The sequence below is a fragment of the Formosimonas limnophila genome (assembly GCF_014652675.1).
Taxonomy (GTDB): Bacteria; Pseudomonadota; Gammaproteobacteria; order Burkholderiales; family Burkholderiaceae; genus Hydromonas; species Hydromonas limnophila.
This window is the reverse complement of sequence record NZ_BMZG01000002.1, coordinates 152,768-170,706: the sequence shown is the minus strand read 5'-3', so window position 1 is coordinate 170,706 and position 17,939 is coordinate 152,768. Positions and strand designations below refer to the sequence as shown.

The window sequence follows — 17,939 nt, the reverse complement described above, 5'->3', positions numbered from 1 at the left end:
AACCATCAAGCTTTTGGCGGCTCATCGTCTTTTGATGCTTCTGGAACCTTAGAGATACTGTCCTTGGCTAACTCATGCAACTCATCAGCATCCTTGAGCACAACGGTATCCGAAGGTGCCTGCTCTTTCTTGACCTCATGACTTTGTTCAAAAACAGACGATGGTTCAGCCTCCAAATCGGTCGCGCTCTCAGCAGCCACAGGTGGCGTGAATGACGTCGTCGGCTTATTTGGCGATTTTTTTTGGCGATTGAACAAATACAGAACCGCCGCCACAATCAGCAACAAACCCAATCCAATGAACAGCCAACGCCCCCATGCAACACTTTTCTCTTGTTTGCTGACAATCAGGTATTCGGGTTTGCCTGCGATATCCACAAAGTTGACCGCCACCACATTGTTCTTCACATTGCTCGCTTCTTGACCATCAATACTGACCACCTGTGCGGGCATAGTCAGAGTCAGGGTCAGGCTCGCGCCTTCATTTTTATATTGTTCTGCTTTTTCTTTGGCCACGGGCAACCAAGCAGGCGGCTCACCAATATTGATTTGATCGCTGTTGAGTTTCGGTGGTTTAATGTCTGTGACCGTGCGGAACAAACGAACAGCGTCTACACGAACCTCTTTGCTATTTTCATCGATTTGGATGCCATTGGTCAGCTCACCTTTGAACGAACCTGATATAACCACCACGCCTTTGGCCACATCCTTGCATTTAAAATCATCAAACTTATCTTTCAAACCGTCCGGGTCTAAACCATCACAATTAAGACGGTCTAATATTTTGTCCGCATCTTTCAAACTGGCCAAAACAGGCTGCATTCTTTGCAAAACCAACGACAAATCATAAGTCGTTGTGAAACTCACCTTTGCATCAGAATCAACAGAAGCATTGCTCTCAATCTTACACGCAGACAACCCCAAAACCACCGCGCTTGCTACCACAGCCCATTTTAGTACCGCTTTCATGTGAACCCCTTATTATTTGAATGAATGAAAAACACCTTATTTTACCGAATTTGCCCATTTTAGCCGAACCTAAATACTACATATCTTTACGCTTACGAACAAAGTGTACAACAAAACCATCTTCTTGAATCTGAGCGCACAATTCATGCCGTGTTTGCTGAGCAAATACCGTCAAATCTGCCACCGCAGACTTATCTGTGGTCAAAACTTTGAGCAACTGCCCTCCCTCAATTGCTGCCAATGCTTTTTTGGTGCGCAAAATCGGCATCGGGCAATTCAAACCGCGCGCATCTTCCGTCGCCACAACCTCAGCCTGCAAACGCTCTAATACATCTTGTTCAACCATTAACATTTCAATCCTCACTCTTTGAAACAGTTTGGCGACGTGCCATCAGCGCAAAAGCAATCCCAACGCACACCAAAGCCATACCAACCACCTGATACAACCGTATCTCTTCACCAATCAGCAACAACGCCCACACAATGCTGAACGCAGGAATTAAATTCACAAAATACCCCGCGCGAATCGCTCCAATCTGCTGCACACCATAATTCCAAAAAAACGTCGCACCAATCGACGCAAAAATCGCCATGTAGACAATCGGCCACATCACTTGCGAGATGGGTACATTCAACGCCAACGAACCGCTGCCCGTCAACCAATAAATCCCCATCCACACCAATGTGCCAATCGTGCCAATCACAAAAATCGCCTGCATAAAGCTAAACGCATGAACCTTCGGTGCGAAGCGCAACAACACCGTATACAGACCATACAACACCACCCCCGCAAACACATACACATCGCCAATGTGTAAACCCACATCCGCCAAGCTCGCCCAGTCACCACGAACTGCAATCTGTAGCACACCCACCATCGACACAACGGCGCCAATGAGCTGCCAACGCGTTAAGTGATTTCTCAACAAAACCGCAGACAGTACACCCACCACAGCGGGTGTGGTGGCATTAATCAATGCCGCATTCACAATCGACGTGCTTCGCAAACCCAAATACAAAAATGAGTTATACCCCGTCGCTGCACACAACGCCAACCCCAAAACCCGCCAGCGATATTGCCACAAAACAGGCCAGTCACGTTTGACATGCTGATACGCAAACGGCACAAATAACAACGCCGCCAACCCCCAACGCAAAGCGTTCAAAGTCAGCGGCGGCACATGAGTCACGGTCAATCGCCCCAATACCGTATTTCCCGACCAAAACAACGGCGGTAAAATTAAAGCGAGAAAAGCAAGACGCAATTGTGATTGCATTGTACAACCTGCGAAAGTTTGACGAGTTATGCGTTATGCGTTATGCGTTATGCGTTATGCGTTATGCAAAATATTTTGTTTATACTAGTTTTAATTACAAGTTTCAAACATACAACCAACAACCACATAGTTAGGTTTACCAGCAATATCAATGAAGTTTATATTGACCACATTACCTTTTTTCTTATCAGCCTTAACACCATCAACACTAACCAAATGCGCTGGCATAGTCAGGTTAAGCGTGATGCTAACACCTTCATTTTTATACTGTTCTACGTTTCTCCTTGCTACGGGTAGCCATGTCACCTGCTTTCCTCTTTGAGTTCCATCACGAACGGTACCATCATCTGTCACATCAACCATAGTCCGAAACAAACGTACTGCATTCACACTGATTGTTTTGTTGATATCATCGACTTTTACACCATTCGTTTGATTTCCTCTAAATGAACCAGATACAACAACAACTCCGTCGCGAGCATCCTCACAACGTAAGTCATTTAATTTGTTCGTCAAATTAGGATTAGCCGAAATCATACTTTCGCAAGTAAAAGCTTTATTCACAGGCTGGTCAGGAAAATGTAAACGCACCTTTTCCAAGACCAAAGACATGTCATAAGTTACAGAGAAAAAAACCCTTGCGTCAGAACTTACTGAAGCATTGCCTTCTAATTTGCATGCGGAGAGACTTAAGATGCTTAATACAGACACAATGATATGTTTGAAAACCATTTTCACGCGCCTACGCCACTTTTTCTATCGGTGTCGGTCGCATCGGAAAGCCCAGTAACTCACGTGACTCATAGTAAGCCTGTGCCACAAGACGCGACAGATTACGAATTCGCCCAATATACGCAGCGCGTTCAGTGACCGAAATCGCACCACGCGCATCCAGCAGATTGAACGTATGCGCGGCTTTTAAAACCTGCTCATACGCTGGTAATGCGAGCTTACGTGCGCCATCGATGGCTTCATTCGTGTCTGGGTTCACACCCATGAGCACTTTGGCTTCGCGCTCGAACTCGTTGAAGTGACGGAACAGTACCTCGGCATTTGAGTACTCGAAGTTATAAGTAGACTGCTCGACTTCGTTTTGATGGAAAACATCACCGTACTTCAGCTCATGCGTCACGCCATTTTCTTCCCAACGCGTCCACACGAGGTCATAGACGTTTTCGACTTGCTGCAAATACATGGCCAAACGCTCAATCCCATAAGTGATTTCGCCCAGCACTGGTTTGCAATCAATCCCACCGACTTGTTGAAAATACGTAAATTGAGTCACTTCCATACCGTTCAACCACACTTCCCAGCCCAAACCCCACGCACCCAGCGTCGGGTTTTCCCAGTCATCCTCAACGAAACGAACGTCATTTGTCGTTAAATCCAGACCCAACGCTTTCAACGAGCCCAAATACAAATCCAAAATATTCTCAGGTGCGGGTTTTAACACCACTTGGTATTGGTAGTAATGTTGCAAGCGGTTCGGGTTCTCGCCATAACGCCCGTCTTTCGGGCGACGTGATGGCTGTACATACGCCGCACGCCAGTGCTCAGGGCCAATCGCGCGCAAAAACGTCGCCGTGTGACTCGTGCCCGCACCCACTTCTAAGTCATAAGGCTGTAGCAGCGCGCAACCTTGCGCACTCCAGTAGTTTTGTAAAGTCAGAATCGTTTCTTGAAAAGTCAGCATGATTGGCTCGTTACTTTAATAAAGGGGGTGAAAATCAATGCCGCATTGTACCGTTTTCAGCCACAAAACCCAAGCTCCGCCGTACATATCTAAACCGATAAATACCGTCCTTTTCGGTGATTCAGTGCAATGACGACGTTCACCGCAACAGCCCCAACGATTGAGGCCGCGATTTTGTCCGAATCAATCACAAAAAACGACAGCAACACAATCAGCAAATCAATTGCCATTTGTAGCTTGCCCGCACTGATACCTTATTTGTGCTGCAAATAAAGCGTCAAAGTATTCATCCCGCCCAAGCTCGCCTGATGACGAAACAAAATCAAAAAGCCGCCACCAATCAACAAACCACCCATCACCGCCGCATAATAAGCATTGCTGGTCGTAAACTGCATAAAATAGCTGTACAGCGAAGAAAACACAGCCATCAGACTAACCGCACAAAACGTTTTTGCCGTAAATACCCAGCCCATACGCTTCATGGCCAAATAATAAAACGGCAAATTCAAGAGAAAAAATGCCCAACCAAATGACAGCGAGCTCGCATAATGAATCAAAAACGCAAAGCCGGCCGTCCCACCCGTCAACAGGCCAGCCTTATTAAACATCGCAATGCCCAGCGAAATAAATAAAGTGCCGTTCAGCAACGCCAGCGCATCCTCAAAGTGACTGTGTTTTAAATGATCTGTCTCGTTCATAAATTATTCGCTTTCTTGAAGGAATCGACAGAGTCAACACCACTGGCCTGACAGCCTCTTTAAAGGCTTCTTAGATCATCCGCCCAACCACGTACAAAAACACCCCAATTACCCCACCAATCAACGTGCCATTAATCCGAATATATTGTAAATCGCGGCCAATCGCGTTTTCCAGCGCATCCGTGAGACGCTCCTTGCTCCACGCATTCATCTGTGCCGTGAGCCAGTCGCGGATGTCTTGCTGATATTCAGTAAGTAGATTCGCTGCCACATGAGCGGTTTTATCGGTGAGTTTGGCTTGTTGGTCAGCATCGCTCATCGTATTGAGGATCACATCACGGATTTTGCCTGACAACGGCTCTATGTATGGCGAGTCAGGCTGCGCAGCAGCGTCAAGCCAAACACGGCTTTTGTCCCAAATGGTTTTAACAAGCTCTTCTGCTGTGGGCGTGCGCAACCAGTCGTGAATATGTGTCGCCAGCCATGCGTGCCATTGCTCGTCGTTGAACAATTGGTCTTTCCAGCCATCAATGTGCGTGCCCACCCATGCATGTACAGGATGGACATCATCTGATTGGACTTTAGCGGTGAAATCAGCCAACCATGTGAGGGCTTTTTCGATCAACCAGTCATCCGCCCACTCGATGGCCTGACCTGTGAACTGGGTTTTGACTTTTTCCCACCATGACGCATCGGCTTTTTGAGCAGCACTGACAAGCTCGNGAGCTTTTTGTCGAGCTGTTGTTCTTGGGCAGTCTGAATCAGACGTGCCGTCGAGCGTCCCAGTCGATCGCCTGAGAGGTAATTGGTCATGGACTCTTGTGACCAGATAATCAGTTTATCAGGGGCATTAATCGGCACTCGAGTCATGAGGCTTTGCAACACTTTCGGCAAGCGTTTGGCAATAACTTCTGTGGTGAGTTGACTTTGGGCGTAGGTATTAAGCCGCTCACCGACCTGCAATCTCGCAAGTTGCTCTGCGATGATGGCTGGGTCTAAAAAATGCGTACCAATGAATTTCGCCACACCTCGTGCGAGTTGTGCTTGCTTGGCAGGCAAAATCGCTGTGTGGGGCAGCGGAATGCCCAATGGGTGACGAAACAGCGCCACCACCGCAAACCAGTCAGCCAGCGCACCAATACACGCCGCTTCAGCAAATGCTTTAACAAAACCCAATGCAGGATGATCAAAGCCATTGCGCTGAGCGACGAGTATTCCCATGAACGCCGCCAGATTCAGTAGCAATAAACCCAGTGCCCAGTAGCGCACGTTGTTTGATGGGTGACTCATTTAGGCTCCCGAGTAACGGTGACGCAGAAAAATATTTAATCCAAATACGAAACTCACGATGGCCAACAACGGTAAGTTGCCCCAATACGTAAATGGCGTTCGACCCGTCATGGTCTGCACAGACACATCCTGTATCACTGCTTTTTCAGGTGGCAACAGATCCACCACTTCGCCTGCTGCGTCAATGTTTGCCGACAAACCAGTATTCGTCGCCACGATGACAGGACGAGCCATCTCAAGAGCCCGCGCACGCGACATTTGTAAATGTTGCATCTGTGACGTGCTGACGTCAATCGTACCAAACCAACCCAGATTCGTGACATTGACAATCAGATTAGGTGCTGCCGCATCACCACTATCCCACGCACGAATCAGCTCCTCGCCAAACTCGTTTTCATAACAAATATTCACACCGACATTCACCACACCTTTTGCCGTTTGGAGTGAAAACGGCTTCATCGAATCACCTCGCCCATAACCGCCCAGCGGGATATTCATGGCATCAACAAACCACTGAAAGCCAAACGGCACCACTTCACCAAACGGCAACAGATGTATTTTGTCATACCGCGCTGGATTGAAAACATCACCATTCGCATCCAACCACATCGCGCTGTTGTACAAAGTCGGCTGCCCATCGGCATCGCGCTGAACCGCATCTACACCGACACTGCCCATAATAACGGCACGAGAATTGCCCGCACCCGCGTCTTTTTTTAGCTCATCCGACAGCGCAGCCAGCGGTGCTTGAGGTGCCATCGTCCATGGATAAGGCAAAGCTGTCTCTGGAAACACCGTTAACGGCGCATCACTCGACGCTGCTACCTTTAAAAATAATTCGGTATTACGTACAATCGCCGACTCATTAAACTTAATGGATTGAGAGACGTTCGGCTGAACCAAACGCACAGTCAACGATGTGGCAGATTGCCCCCAACTCACTCCTTGCAATACAAGTCCCACCACAGCCAATGCAGCCACCACAAACACAGGCCACACCACCACCCGCGCCATGACCAGTGTTTCAACAGACCTCGAAACATCACCACGTCTATTAGTGAGCGACACCAAAAGCCAAGCCATCACCGCCGCAAAAATTGACGCCACAAACCCGACACCATAGGCCCCAAAAATCGCAAACCAGCCCTTGGTCAAAGGGTTATCCACATGCGCGTACCCGCCCATTAACCACGGAAACCCTGTGAACACATAACCACGCCCCAACTCTGCCAAAACCCACAAACACGGCAAACCGATCACAAACGACGCACACCAAGTATGCACGCTCTCAAACTCGCGTGCACGCGACTCGAACCGCCGAAACACCAACGCAGCCAATACATAAAAAACCGTCAAATAGCTAGCCAGCAAAAAAATCGCCAATCCCGACAATGGCGCAGGCAACCCACCAATGTCATGCATACTGAAATGCAACCAATACAACCCGACGCCCAGCCAAGCCCAGCCAAAACAAAATGTCACCCAAACCACCCGCCGTGACACTGCCCATAAATAAAACAAACCAGCCAAACTCAAGACCTGCAACAAACCACTGGCTGAACCTGTCGTTCCGAGCGAAAAACTAGCCGCCTGCAACAAACCCAACAAAAACGCCCATAAATAAACCATGTTCACTCGCCTGACTGTATGTGAAATTTAAAAAATCAATGACGCATTATAAAACAACTCGACTCGGGCGCAGCCACAGCCAATAGCCAATCAAGAAATCCTGCAACGCCCCGCCAATGATTAATAATGTTCATCACCGTGACATTGGTCAAGCCAGCCGCCAAAAGCAAGCGCGTGCTATCACCCTGCCACTCCAACCAGCTCACCAGCGCCGTAATTAACCAAACCGCGACCAAAGACAACCGCAGCAAGCGCTGGTTAGCCGACTCAAAATGCTTCACATTGCTCATCACATTTCACCCAAACGTCGCGAATAAATCTCGATAATGTGTTGGCGCCCTGCCCAATAGTTCTTCAAATGCTTTTGAATCACTCGCATTATCATTGGCCAACAGCGACAGCGCATCCGTTCCCCACGGGGTCACAGGCACAGCATCTCCCATCTTTGCCGATAGCTGAGTCAACCAGTCAGGAATCGCGCAAGTGAACGCAGCCGATTTGCCCGTTTGCTCGCGTAAACTACCGATGAATGCGGCAAGCGTCAATAACTCAGGCCCCACACACTCAATCAAGCCAGTGCGAGACAAATGTTCAGTAGAGAGTAGTTTTGCGACCACTTCGGCCAACTCTCCGACCGCAACAGGCTGAGCGCGCGTCTGCATCACCGCACGAGGCAGGAGCAAAACGGGCAGTTTGGACATATTCACAAACAAACTCGAGCTATCGTCACCCGCACCAAACACCACACTCGGGCGAAGCACCATTCCATCAAGCACACCTGAATCATTCAACTGCCACAGGTGTTCATCTGCCGCTCGCTTGGTTCGGGCGTATCGGCTGTCGCTGTTCTCAATCCCCAAAGCCGAAATCTGCACCACACGTCGCACGCCAGCTTTGGCGCAAGCATCAAATAAAGCTTTGGGCGTATCCGAGTGCACCGCTAGCATCGGACGCTTGGATAAATCACGCAACACACCCACCGCATTCACCACGGCATCTATCCCCACCAACCGCGGTAACCAAACCGCTGGATCGGTATCCCGTGCATAGTCCACCAGTACTTCGTCAACACCCGCATTGGATGACACCCCACGAACCACATTGTGTCCCGTAGCTTCCAGCGACGCCACAATGTATGACCCAATAAATCCCCGAGCCCCACAGACCAAAACGTTCATGTCACACCTCCAAGAAAACCACGATTAAAAACAACCCACAACCATCACAATCTCTGTTACAACGAGCAAACATCATCCACACACCGCCGCCCTGCGGCTTTTTGCGCCGCTTGTCGAATCGCTTTTTCAAACAAAAGTTTCGTGATAAAGCCCGGGAAATGGCGGCGATTTCGCGCAATCCATGGGTAAACCGCATCGGCCAAACGCCCTAGAACAGGCAACGTCGTCCATCGTGTCACCCACATAATCCCAACCGCCTCATAAGCCCAACGAAACACTTCCACACCACTGACAATTTCGCCATCTGCACGTTTCGCTTGAATCAAGCTCATCGCCATCTGCCAACTCACGCCTTCTGGCAATCCAGATGCACCAACCTCATTGAGATTCACAAAGCGAAGTTTATTGTCAAAGTTGCGTAATTTCAGGTTGGTCATTTCGGCATCGCATAAACGGCAAGCGCCATCATAATAAATGGTTAAAGGATAAACGTGTGCATTCATGATTTTTTCTTTCTTAAATTTCAGTATAGACAGAAATAAACTGTTTTTAAAAAATGGCTTTCGCCATCGTCAACACAAAACAACCTCAATCTTTACTCGTAAAGCGGGCAACCAGTACCCGTATTTTCAACACAACCAAACCCGCATCACATCATCGGAATAAATGGGATATCTAGCTCATCGTCACCATCTTTTTTCGGTGTACCACGCACAAACTTCTGCACACTCGCGCCCATTCGCAAGACTTTTTCCAGCGTATTTGGTGTCAAACGCAGCATTTCATCCGCCCAAACGCCCAATGACTCCATCAAACGAAGTGTTTCGCGCACGCGATCTTGCGCGTCTGGTGATTCATGCTCGAACTCAGGCTGAGTGACCAGCTCACGAAGCATCCGAACCGTTGGCTCGTACTCGCGCTCTTTGCGCTCGCGCACCACCGTGCGAAATAGCTCCCACACATCCAACGACGTTTCAAAGTAATCTCGGCGATCGCCTAACACATGCGTCACGCGAATCAACTTCCAGTTTTGCAGCTCTTTGAGAGAGTTACTCACATTCGAGCGTGCTACGTTCAGTGTCTCGGAGATTTCTTCTGCATGCAGCGGCTTACCGCAAAAGTATAATAGCGCATGAATCTGTGACACCGTGCGATTAACGCCCCATGCCGTTCCCATTTCACCCCAGTGAACGATGAAGCGGCGAGAAACTTCTGATAATTCCATGATGAGGCCTTTCAATAACTCTTTGTTACTTACAATACCTAAATTATCATATATTCAGAAATTTCTGTCAATAGAGAAATAAACTTTATTCGATGCTTTACTAATTCAGAAAACTAATCGGTACAGCCACTTTGATGCATAAGTCTCACAAAATTGTGCGATAAGCCAACAAAAACCCTCTTCATTTATTCTTATTTCATATTAAATAATAAAAAATCCATATTTTAAGTTATATTGATATCACCTATAATGCGGCCAATCTTTAACCAAGCACCATCGGTGCTGATTCATTGCTAACAACGCAAAACGGTCCACCAAGCTCATCCATCGAACAAAGATGCTGCAACTGAACGTACCGAGACACATTTTGGAATTTAACGTATGAAAATTCGGCGTCTTGACCTCGACGAAACACTTGTCAACGAAGAACACGCGCAATTAGGCCTACCACCCATTGAGTATGAAGTCACCCACGCCTCCGAACATCCTTTGCTGAGAATCATTGGTTACGCAATTATCGCGGTCTTGTTGGCATTGGTACTCTTTCTGATACACAGACTATTCTTTGGTAGCCATGAGCAAAGTGGATTGACTTTAATTAATGAAGCATTGCAAAGCCCCGTTTTTTGGACGGCGCTTTTTGTCGGTTTACTCGCACAAACCATTGACGGCGCATTGGGCATGGCTTATGGCATCACCTCCAGCAGTTTTTTATTAGCGACTGGCGCACCGCCTGCTGTGGCCAGTGGTGCGACACATTTGGCTGAGGTGTTCACCACGGGATTGTCAGGCTTTTCACACATCAAATTAGGCAACGTCAATAAAAAGTTATTTCTAAGCTTGGTCATACCAGGCATTATCGGCGCGCTTTTGGGCACGTATGTGCTAACCAATATCGATGGTAAAATACTTAAACCATTTATCAACGCGTATTTGCTCCTGATGGGATTGTATGTTTTGAGCAAAGCCTTTCGACACATTCACCTCAAACAGGACATTCGCGCACGAAAAGTGGCACCCTTGGCTGTCTTAGGCGGATTTGTGGATACCACAGGCGGCGGCGGTTGGGGGCCAGTGGTCACCACATCGTTGATCGGCGCAGGGCACAACCCCCGCACCACCATCGGCTCGGTTAATTTGGCGGAGTTCTTTTTAACCATTGTTGTGGCGGCAGCTTTTTTCACTTTGTTAGACAGCACTGTTTGGGTCGTTGTCGCAGGCTTGGTGATTGGCGGGATGTTTGCAGCGCCACTCGCAGCATTGGCCACTCGTCACTTTAAACCCAAAACTCTATTGATTTTGGTGGGTTGTTTGATTACAAGCGTTAGCTTCTTTAACCTATCTCAATTTTTCCTATAAAACATTCGGAACACCACATGTACCAATACACAGCCCTCGATCAAACCATCGTGCAAGAGCGCGTCAACCAATACCGCGACCAGCTCAATCGCTATTTTAAAGGCGAGTTGTCGGATGAGGAGTTTCGCCCGCTGCGCTTACAAAACGGCTTATACATCCAACGCCACGCGCCGATGCTGCGAGTGGCGATTCCGTATGGTTTGTTGTCAGCCAATCAACTGCGCATGTTGGCGCACATCGCCCACAAGTATGACCGCGACTACGCGCATTTTACGACGCGCCAAAACATCCAATTCAACTGGCCCAAATTAGAAGACACCGCAGATATTTTGCAAGATTTGGCGACGGTGCAAATGCACGCGATTCAAACGTCGGGCAACTGCATCCGCAACACGACGTCGGACGAGTACGCAGGCGTGGCGGCGGATGAAGTGACCGACCCACGCCCATTTTGCGAAATCATCCGCCAGTGGAGCACGTTTCACCCTGAGTTTGCGGGCTTGCCGCGCAAGTTCAAAATCGCGGTATCGGCCGCCGCTGAAGATAGAGCGGCAACCTCGGTGCATGACATCGGTTTATTTATTGTCAAAAACGACGCTGGTGAGATTGGCATCAATGTCTTGGTCGGTGGCGGTTTGGGGCGCACGCCAATTGTCGGCACGGTAATTCGCGAATTTTTGCCGTGGCAACACATGATGAGCTACTGCGAGGCGATTTTGCGCGTCTACAACCGCCATGGCCGCCGTGACAATATGTACAAAGCGCGCATCAAAATTTTGCTCAAAGCCTTAGGCGCAGAGGAGTTTACCCGCCAAGTCGAAGCCGAGTTCAAACACCTCATCGACGGCCCAGCCACATTGACCGAAGCTGAGTTGCATCGAGTCGCGCAACACTTCACCCAGCGCACCTACCCTACACGCCCCATCGTCGAATTCGACACCAGCGACAAAGCCTTCACCCGCTGGCGTGAGCGCAACACACGCGCGCACAAAATCGCGGGCTACGCCTCGGTCGTCGTGTCGCTCAAACCCAACGGGATCGCACCCGGTGACGCGACCACGGCGCAGATGAATTTCGTCGCGGACTTGGCTAAGCAATACAGCTTCGGCGAGATTCGCGTGGCGCATGAACAAAACTTAATCTTGGCGGACGTTGCGCAGGAGGACTTGCACAGCGTCTGGCTTGCGCTCAAGTCACAGGGCTTGGCAACGCCCAACATCGGCCTGCTCACAGACATCATCGCCTGCCCAGGTGGTGACTTTTGCTCACTCGCCAACGCCAAATCGATTCCGATTGCCAATGCGATTCAGGATCGATTCGACGATTTGGATTACTTGCATGACTTGGGTGAGATTCAGCTCAACATCTCAGGCTGTATGAACTCGTGCGGTCACCATCACGTCGGCCATATCGGGATTTTGGGCGTCGACAAAGACGGCTCGGAGTGGTATCAAATTTCACTCGGCGGCTCAGCAGGCGACAACAACGGCGGCAACTCACCCGCAATTGCCAAAATCATCGGCCCGTCGTTTTCGGCCGCCGAAGTACCCGACGTGATTGAAAAAATCATCAATGTATTTGTTGCGCAGCGCGCCGCGGATGAAAAATTCATCGACGTCGTGCAACGCATTGGCATCACGCCGTTTAAGGAAGCTGTGTATCCGCCGAAGCATTGACCGGAAAACGTCATTCCCGCACAGGCGGGAATCCAGAGGTGCGCAAGGCGAACCGTCGACTTTTGTGCAACGGATGTCATCAACATATGCTGCGCATTTGACTAAGATTCCCGTCTACGCTGGAATGACGGAATAAAGATTTGAGTACTCATCAAAAAACCGAGAACACCATGACCACACCCTTCATCCTCAACAACCAAGCCGCCACCGACAACTGGACGGTTTTGCGTCTCTCCGAAACCGACGACGTGGCAACGATTGCCGTCACTGCGCACAGCATCGTCCCGCTCGACGTTTGGCAAGCCCAACCTGCCCTGCACGGTCGAGATGACATTAGCGTGTGGCTCACCAACACCACTGAGCCTGAGCACCTCAACATTGACTGGAATCAATTCCCCGTCATCGCACTCGATTACCCCAAGTTCACCGACGGGCGCAGCCACTCGATTGCTTATATTTTGCGCAACCGTTGCGGATTTAAGCATCAACTGCGCGCCATTGGCGAAGTTTTGGTCGACCAGTTGTATTACATGAGCCGCGTCGGTTTCAATGCCTTTAGCTTGCGCAACGACCAAAAAATCGAATCGGCTTTGCATTCACTGAACAATATCTTCAGCGTCAGCTACCAAGGCTCAAGCGACAACGCACAGCCGTTTTTCCTCCGTGACAACATGGGCTTAACACAAACTCAAGCGACCACCGCACCAAGCCAGACCAAGCGCACACTTGCCGAGAAAGTCGCACACACGCAAAGCCTACTCGCCGACATCGCCGCCAAACACAGCCCAGCCGTATTTGCCTCGTCACTCGCGTTTGAAGACATGGTCATCACCGACATGATTGCCAAAGCGCAACTGCCAATTGGGATTTTTACCCTGCAAACAGGCATGCTGCACGCCGAGACCGTCAATATGGTCAACGTGATTCAATCACACTACGGCTTAACCGTGACGCAATACACACCTGACACACCCGATGTCGAACAGTACATCAGCACACACGGCAAACACGCCTTTTACGAATCGGTCGATTTACGTAAAGCCTGCTGCCACATCCGTAAAGTCAAACCGCTGCAACGCGCACTCGCAGGACAAAAGTCATGGGTCACAGGCCAACGCCGCGAACAAGCCATGACGCGCACCACCTTACAAGAGCACGAGTTTGACGAAGCGAATGATTTGGATAAATTCAACCCCCTCGCCGACTGGACATTTAACGATGTTAAAACGTACATCGCCCAAAACGCAGTGCCTTATAATCCGCTGCACGACAAAGGCTACCCATCCATCGGTTGCGAACCCTGCACCCGCGCCATCAAACCTGGTGAAGACATCCGCGCAGGCCGCTGGTGGTGGGAGTCGGCGGACTCCAAAGAATGTGGGCTGCACATTGCCGAGCACGGCGAGCACGTAACGCATGAAGATGAGGTGGATTAAACCTATACCTTTTGCGCCGCCATTGCGGGATTGCCCCGCAACCTCCTGAATATGGAGATACCACATGCACAACCAGCTAAGTGCGGTATGACTGTTTTATTTAAGAGAACATTTGGAGCACAGCATGGAACTACTATACATCGATTCAAAGCCTATTTTGAATCCCTATTTGGCGGGCTTTTACTCACTTTTGGCTTAAAACGCCTGTGGGATGCGAAACCTTAAACGACCGAATTTTTAATTTTATATTTATCTAAGTGATTTATGACTGATTTTAACAACCAATTCAACTCCGCCCACCTCGACTGGCTCGAATCCGAATCCATTCACATCCTGCGCGAGCTCGCGGCCGAGTGCGAAAAGCCCGCTTTATTGTTCTCAGGCGGCAAAGACTCGCTCGTCGTCTTGCATTTGGCACTCAAAGCATTTCGCCCGAACAAACTGCCCTTCCCACTCGTGCATATCGACACGGGGCACAACTTCCCCGAAGTCATCGAGTTTCGTGACTACATCGTTGATAAAATCGGCGAAAAGCTCATCGTCGGTAGTGTCGAAGAATCCATCCGCAAAGGCACAGTGCGCCTGCGCAACCCTGACACCGACAGCCGCAACGCCGCGCAAGCCGTGACACTGATCGAAACCATCGCCGAACACGGCTTCGACGCCTGCATCGGTGGCGCACGCCGCGACGAAGAAAAAGCCCGCGCCAAAGAACGCATCTTCTCATTCCGCGACGACTTCGGCCAATGGGATCCGAAAGCACAACGCCCAGAACTTTGGAGCCTGTACAACACCCGCGTCCACAAAGGCGAAAACATGCGCGTCTTCCCCATCTCCAACTGGACCGAAATGGACATCTGGCAATACATCTCACGCGAACAAATCGAGCTGCCGAGCATCTACTTCGCCCACGACCGCCAAGTATTTGAGCGCAATGGTTTAATCGTATCCAACATGCCAATCACACCACCGCAAACCGACGCAGAACGCGAGAGCCTCAAAACCCAACGCGTCCGCTTTCGCACCGTCGGCGACATGACTTGCACCAGCCCTGTTGCCTCAGCTGCTGATGATGTGAACAAAATTTTGGAAGAAACGGCTGAGACCACCATCACCGAGCGTGGCGCAACCCGACTCGATGACCAAACCAGTGAAGCCTCAATGGAAAAGCGCAAAAAGGAAGGTTATTTCTAAGCACTGCGTCATTGTCAAATAGCGAGACATTGCGGACTTGACCCGCAATCTCCCAGCGTAGCAAAGAAACATTGGGGCAATAAGCCAAAGGCGCAAAAATCGCTTATTGCGCCCTACAGCCCAATGCCTGAACAAAAAATGAAAACCACACATTCAAAGCACCTACCGCTTAATCTACTACTGGGAACCATTGTGGTTGCTTTGGCTCTATTGTGGTCAAGCATCGCCCCTTACGACAGAGCCACTTGGTGGATGGAGGTTGCACCTGTTTTGCTGGTTTACCCTGTACTTTGGATGAGTCGACGCAGCTTCGTATGGACTGATTTGCTTTATATTTTGATTATGATGCATGCTTTGGTGTTGATTGTCGGTGGGGCTTATACTTACGCGAGAGTGCCTTTTGGGTTTTGGCTACAGGATTTACTCGGTGATTCACGCAATCCGTATGACAAAATCGGTCATTTTATGCAAGGCTTTGTCCCTGCTTTGGCGGCCAGAGAATGGCTGTGGCGACGTGCTTGGGTCAGGTCATTGCGGGTGGCGAGTGTATTGGCCGTGTGCGTGGCGATGACCTTGAGCACGGTTTACGAATTACTTGAGTGGCTCGCGGCGGTACTGCTTGGACAAGGGGCGGATGAGTTTTTGGGCACACAAGGCTATGCGTGGGATACTCAGTCAGATATGGGCTTTGCGCTGCTCGGCGCGCTGATGGGCATGGTGTTATTATCAGCCCTGCACAACCGACAAATGAATCAGCATAAATTTTAAACCAATACGCCATAAATTTTACACAGGAGTTTTATCATGAACAACAAAACCATCATTGCAATGACTTTGCTGACAGCGATTGCCTTTTCTTTGGGCTACGGAGCCAACTCAATGCAACAAAAACCAACCGATGCCAATGAACATGCAGCACACCAAGGGCACAGCAACATGCCCGCCGTTTCAGAAGGTTCAAAGAGTCAATCAACACAAGACTTTGAAACCGTGAACAACAAAATGCATCGGGACATGGCGATTACATTTTCAGGCAATGCGGACAAAGACTTTCTCGCAGGCATGATTCCTCACCACCAAGGCGCCATCGAAATGGCCGAAGTGGTGCTCAAGCACGGTGCAGACCCAAAGGTGCGTAAACTGGCTCAAGACATCATCGATGCCCAAAAGAAAGAAATCGCGGATATGCAAGAATGGCTAAAAGCCATGAAGTGACCTCAATGGGGAAACGCAAAAATACAAGGCCACATTCGATCACCGTGTCATTGCGGGCTTGACTCGCAATCTCCCTGCAAGGCAAAGAAATGCCGTGTGAAACAAGCCAAAGGCGCATGACACTGTGGGCTTAAACAAAGTGACAAATTAGAAACATGCGGCGCAATGCGCAAAAACCGCTTATTGCGCTCTACGGGCTATAGGAGATAACCACATGACGAAAAATACTGGCAAAGCATATGAAGAGTTTGTAGGGAAAATTTATCAAGCTTTAATTGACTCAGAAGTCCATTCTTCACAGCAAAATATCTGCGTTGAAACAAACAAAAAAATTATTGACCGATTTGGACAGGAGCGCCAATTTGATGTGTATTGGGAGTATGAGTTAGGCGGGATAGTTTATAAATCAGTAATTGAATGCAAAGACTATAACTCTTCAATAACTATAGAGAAAATTGACGCTTTAATTGGCAAACTTCACGACTTACCTGATATCACGCCTATATTTGCAACAACAAAAGGATACCAGTCTGGCGCAAAAAATAAAGCTGAAAAATATAAAATCAATTTATTAATTGTCAGAGAACAAAATGATGACGATTGGCAAGATAGCGATGGGAATCCCTATGTCAAACAAATTAGAATCAATTTAGTCGCTAAATCGCCTGCTCGGATAACAAAATTTTCTCCTGTCATTGATCAGGAATGGATAGATTCAAACCACCCTAATTTAGATATTTCGCAACAATTGAGCATGCCCTCAAATCAGGTATTTATTGAGGACGTAGAAAAGAATGAGAAATACTCCTTACATGAATTGCAAAGTAGATTAAGAAGCGAACACGTTGGTTCTGATGGTAGTTTTGATGTAAAGCGTGAATTTAAAGAAGCGTATCTACATGCAAACAATAAATTAAAACTTCGAGACTATTTATTAACTTATGAAATTTATCCAACCTTAGCATCACAAATAAACATAGATTTTTCAAAAGAATTACTTGGAGTTATTGAGTATTTGCAAGCTGAAACTGAAACTAAAACACTAGTTTTTAAAGATAAAGTGGTTAAAAATTGGTAACTATCCAATCGTAGATTACTCCA

General features: G+C 48.7%; 21 protein-coding genes and 1 pseudogene. 8 read left to right on the top strand and 14 right to left on the bottom strand.

What is annotated here, in order from left to right; translation table 11 throughout:
• Positions 1–5 precede the first annotated feature (5 nt).
• From IE082_RS02485 to IE082_RS02425, 14 genes are all read right to left on the bottom strand, one after another.
• Positions 6–968 (bottom strand): hypothetical protein, encoded by a 963-nt coding sequence (locus IE082_RS02485; RefSeq protein ID WP_189491036.1) that lies wholly within the window; start codon positions 966–968, stop codon positions 6–8.
• Positions 969–1,044: 76 nt separating this feature from the next.
• On the bottom strand, positions 1,045–1,314 hold the full coding sequence (locus tag IE082_RS02480; protein ID WP_189491033.1) for a sulfurtransferase TusA family protein: 270 nt from the start codon (positions 1,312–1,314) through the stop codon (positions 1,045–1,047).
• Positions 1,315–1,321: 7 nt separating this feature from the next.
• Positions 1,322–2,245 (bottom strand): DMT family transporter, encoded by a 924-nt coding sequence (locus IE082_RS02475; protein ID WP_189491030.1) that lies wholly within the window; start codon positions 2,243–2,245, stop codon positions 1,322–1,324.
• 90 nt (positions 2,246–2,335) lie between these two features.
• Complete coding sequence (locus IE082_RS02470; RefSeq protein ID WP_189491027.1) at positions 2,336–2,977, bottom strand: hypothetical protein; 642 nt, start codon at positions 2,975–2,977, stop codon at positions 2,336–2,338.
• 10 nt (positions 2,978–2,987) lie between these two features.
• A complete protein-coding gene (glyQ, locus tag IE082_RS02465) occupies positions 2,988–3,938 on the bottom strand; it encodes a glycine--tRNA ligase subunit alpha (protein WP_189491024.1) in 951 nt (316 codons plus the stop codon).
• Between the two features lie 89 nt (positions 3,939–4,027).
• Positions 4,028–4,168 (bottom strand): hypothetical protein, encoded by a 141-nt coding sequence (locus IE082_RS11385; RefSeq protein WP_308428991.1) that lies wholly within the window; start codon positions 4,166–4,168, stop codon positions 4,028–4,030.
• A 24-nt stretch (positions 4,169–4,192) separates the two neighbouring features.
• Complete coding sequence (locus IE082_RS02460) at positions 4,193–4,636, bottom strand: YitT family protein (protein WP_308428990.1); 444 nt, start codon at positions 4,634–4,636, stop codon at positions 4,193–4,195.
• A 70-nt stretch (positions 4,637–4,706) separates the two neighbouring features.
• Positions 4,707–5,261 carry a DUF445 family protein gene (locus IE082_RS02455; RefSeq protein WP_189491022.1) on the bottom strand — a complete coding sequence of 185 codons (555 nt, stop codon included), beginning with the start codon at positions 5,259–5,261 and terminating at the stop codon, positions 4,707–4,709.
• Complete coding sequence (locus tag IE082_RS02450; RefSeq protein ID WP_444542691.1) at positions 5,258–5,857, bottom strand: DUF445 family protein; 600 nt, start codon at positions 5,855–5,857, stop codon at positions 5,258–5,260. The genes IE082_RS02455 and IE082_RS02450 overlap by 4 nt, the downstream gene beginning before the upstream one ends.
• 69 nt (positions 5,858–5,926) lie before the next feature.
• Complete coding sequence (gene lnt, locus IE082_RS02445; RefSeq protein ID WP_189491017.1) at positions 5,927–7,555, bottom strand: apolipoprotein N-acyltransferase; 1,629 nt, start codon at positions 7,553–7,555, stop codon at positions 5,927–5,929.
• Between the two features lie 35 nt (positions 7,556–7,590).
• Complete coding sequence (locus IE082_RS02440; RefSeq protein WP_189491016.1) at positions 7,591–7,845, bottom strand: hypothetical protein; 255 nt, start codon at positions 7,843–7,845, stop codon at positions 7,591–7,593.
• Between the two features lie 6 nt (positions 7,846–7,851).
• A complete protein-coding gene (locus tag IE082_RS02435) occupies positions 7,852–8,733 on the bottom strand; it encodes an NAD-dependent epimerase/dehydratase family protein (RefSeq protein ID WP_189491013.1) in 882 nt (293 codons plus the stop codon).
• 56 nt (positions 8,734–8,789) lie between these two features.
• On the bottom strand, positions 8,790–9,236 hold the full coding sequence (locus tag IE082_RS02430; protein WP_189491010.1) for a thiol-disulfide oxidoreductase DCC family protein: 447 nt from the start codon (positions 9,234–9,236) through the stop codon (positions 8,790–8,792).
• Positions 9,237–9,382: 146 nt separating this feature from the next.
• A complete protein-coding gene (locus IE082_RS02425) occupies positions 9,383–9,958 on the bottom strand; it encodes a GbsR/MarR family transcriptional regulator (protein ID WP_189491007.1) in 576 nt (191 codons plus the stop codon).
• Between the two features lie 381 nt (positions 9,959–10,339).
• On the opposite strand from IE082_RS02425, the gene IE082_RS02420 reads away from it, so the two are divergent.
• The 8 genes and pseudogenes from IE082_RS02420 (at position 10,340) to IE082_RS02390 (ending at position 17,916) form a co-directional block, all read left to right on the top strand.
• Positions 10,340–11,317, top strand: a complete 978-nt coding sequence (locus IE082_RS02420) for a sulfite exporter TauE/SafE family protein (RefSeq protein WP_189491004.1) — start codon at positions 10,340–10,342, stop codon at positions 11,315–11,317.
• A 17-nt stretch (positions 11,318–11,334) separates the two neighbouring features.
• Positions 11,335–12,993, top strand: coding sequence for a nitrite/sulfite reductase (locus IE082_RS02415; protein WP_189491001.1), 1,659 nt, complete (start codon positions 11,335–11,337; stop codon positions 12,991–12,993).
• A 170-nt stretch (positions 12,994–13,163) separates the two neighbouring features.
• Positions 13,164–13,640: pseudogene (locus IE082_RS11180) on the top strand (DUF934 domain-containing protein); the annotation flags it as partial.
• A 24-nt stretch (positions 13,641–13,664) separates the two neighbouring features.
• On the top strand, positions 13,665–14,429 hold the full coding sequence (locus tag IE082_RS11175) for a phosphoadenylyl-sulfate reductase (RefSeq protein ID WP_229809683.1): 765 nt from the start codon (positions 13,665–13,667) through the stop codon (positions 14,427–14,429).
• A gap of 264 nt (positions 14,430–14,693) precedes the next feature.
• Complete coding sequence (gene cysD / locus IE082_RS02405) at positions 14,694–15,623, top strand: sulfate adenylyltransferase subunit CysD (RefSeq protein WP_189490994.1); 930 nt, start codon at positions 14,694–14,696, stop codon at positions 15,621–15,623.
• 138 nt (positions 15,624–15,761) lie between these two features.
• Positions 15,762–16,391 (top strand): DUF2238 domain-containing protein, encoded by a 630-nt coding sequence (locus IE082_RS02400; protein ID WP_189490991.1) that lies wholly within the window; start codon positions 15,762–15,764, stop codon positions 16,389–16,391.
• A gap of 36 nt (positions 16,392–16,427) precedes the next feature.
• Positions 16,428–16,838 (top strand): CopM family metallochaperone, encoded by a 411-nt coding sequence (gene copM, locus IE082_RS02395; RefSeq protein ID WP_229809674.1) that lies wholly within the window; start codon positions 16,428–16,430, stop codon positions 16,836–16,838.
• Positions 16,839–17,052: 214 nt separating this feature from the next.
• Positions 17,053–17,916 carry a restriction endonuclease gene (locus IE082_RS02390; protein ID WP_189490988.1) on the top strand — a complete coding sequence of 288 codons (864 nt, stop codon included), beginning with the start codon at positions 17,053–17,055 and terminating at the stop codon, positions 17,914–17,916.
• Positions 17,917–17,939: the final 23 nt, after the last annotated feature.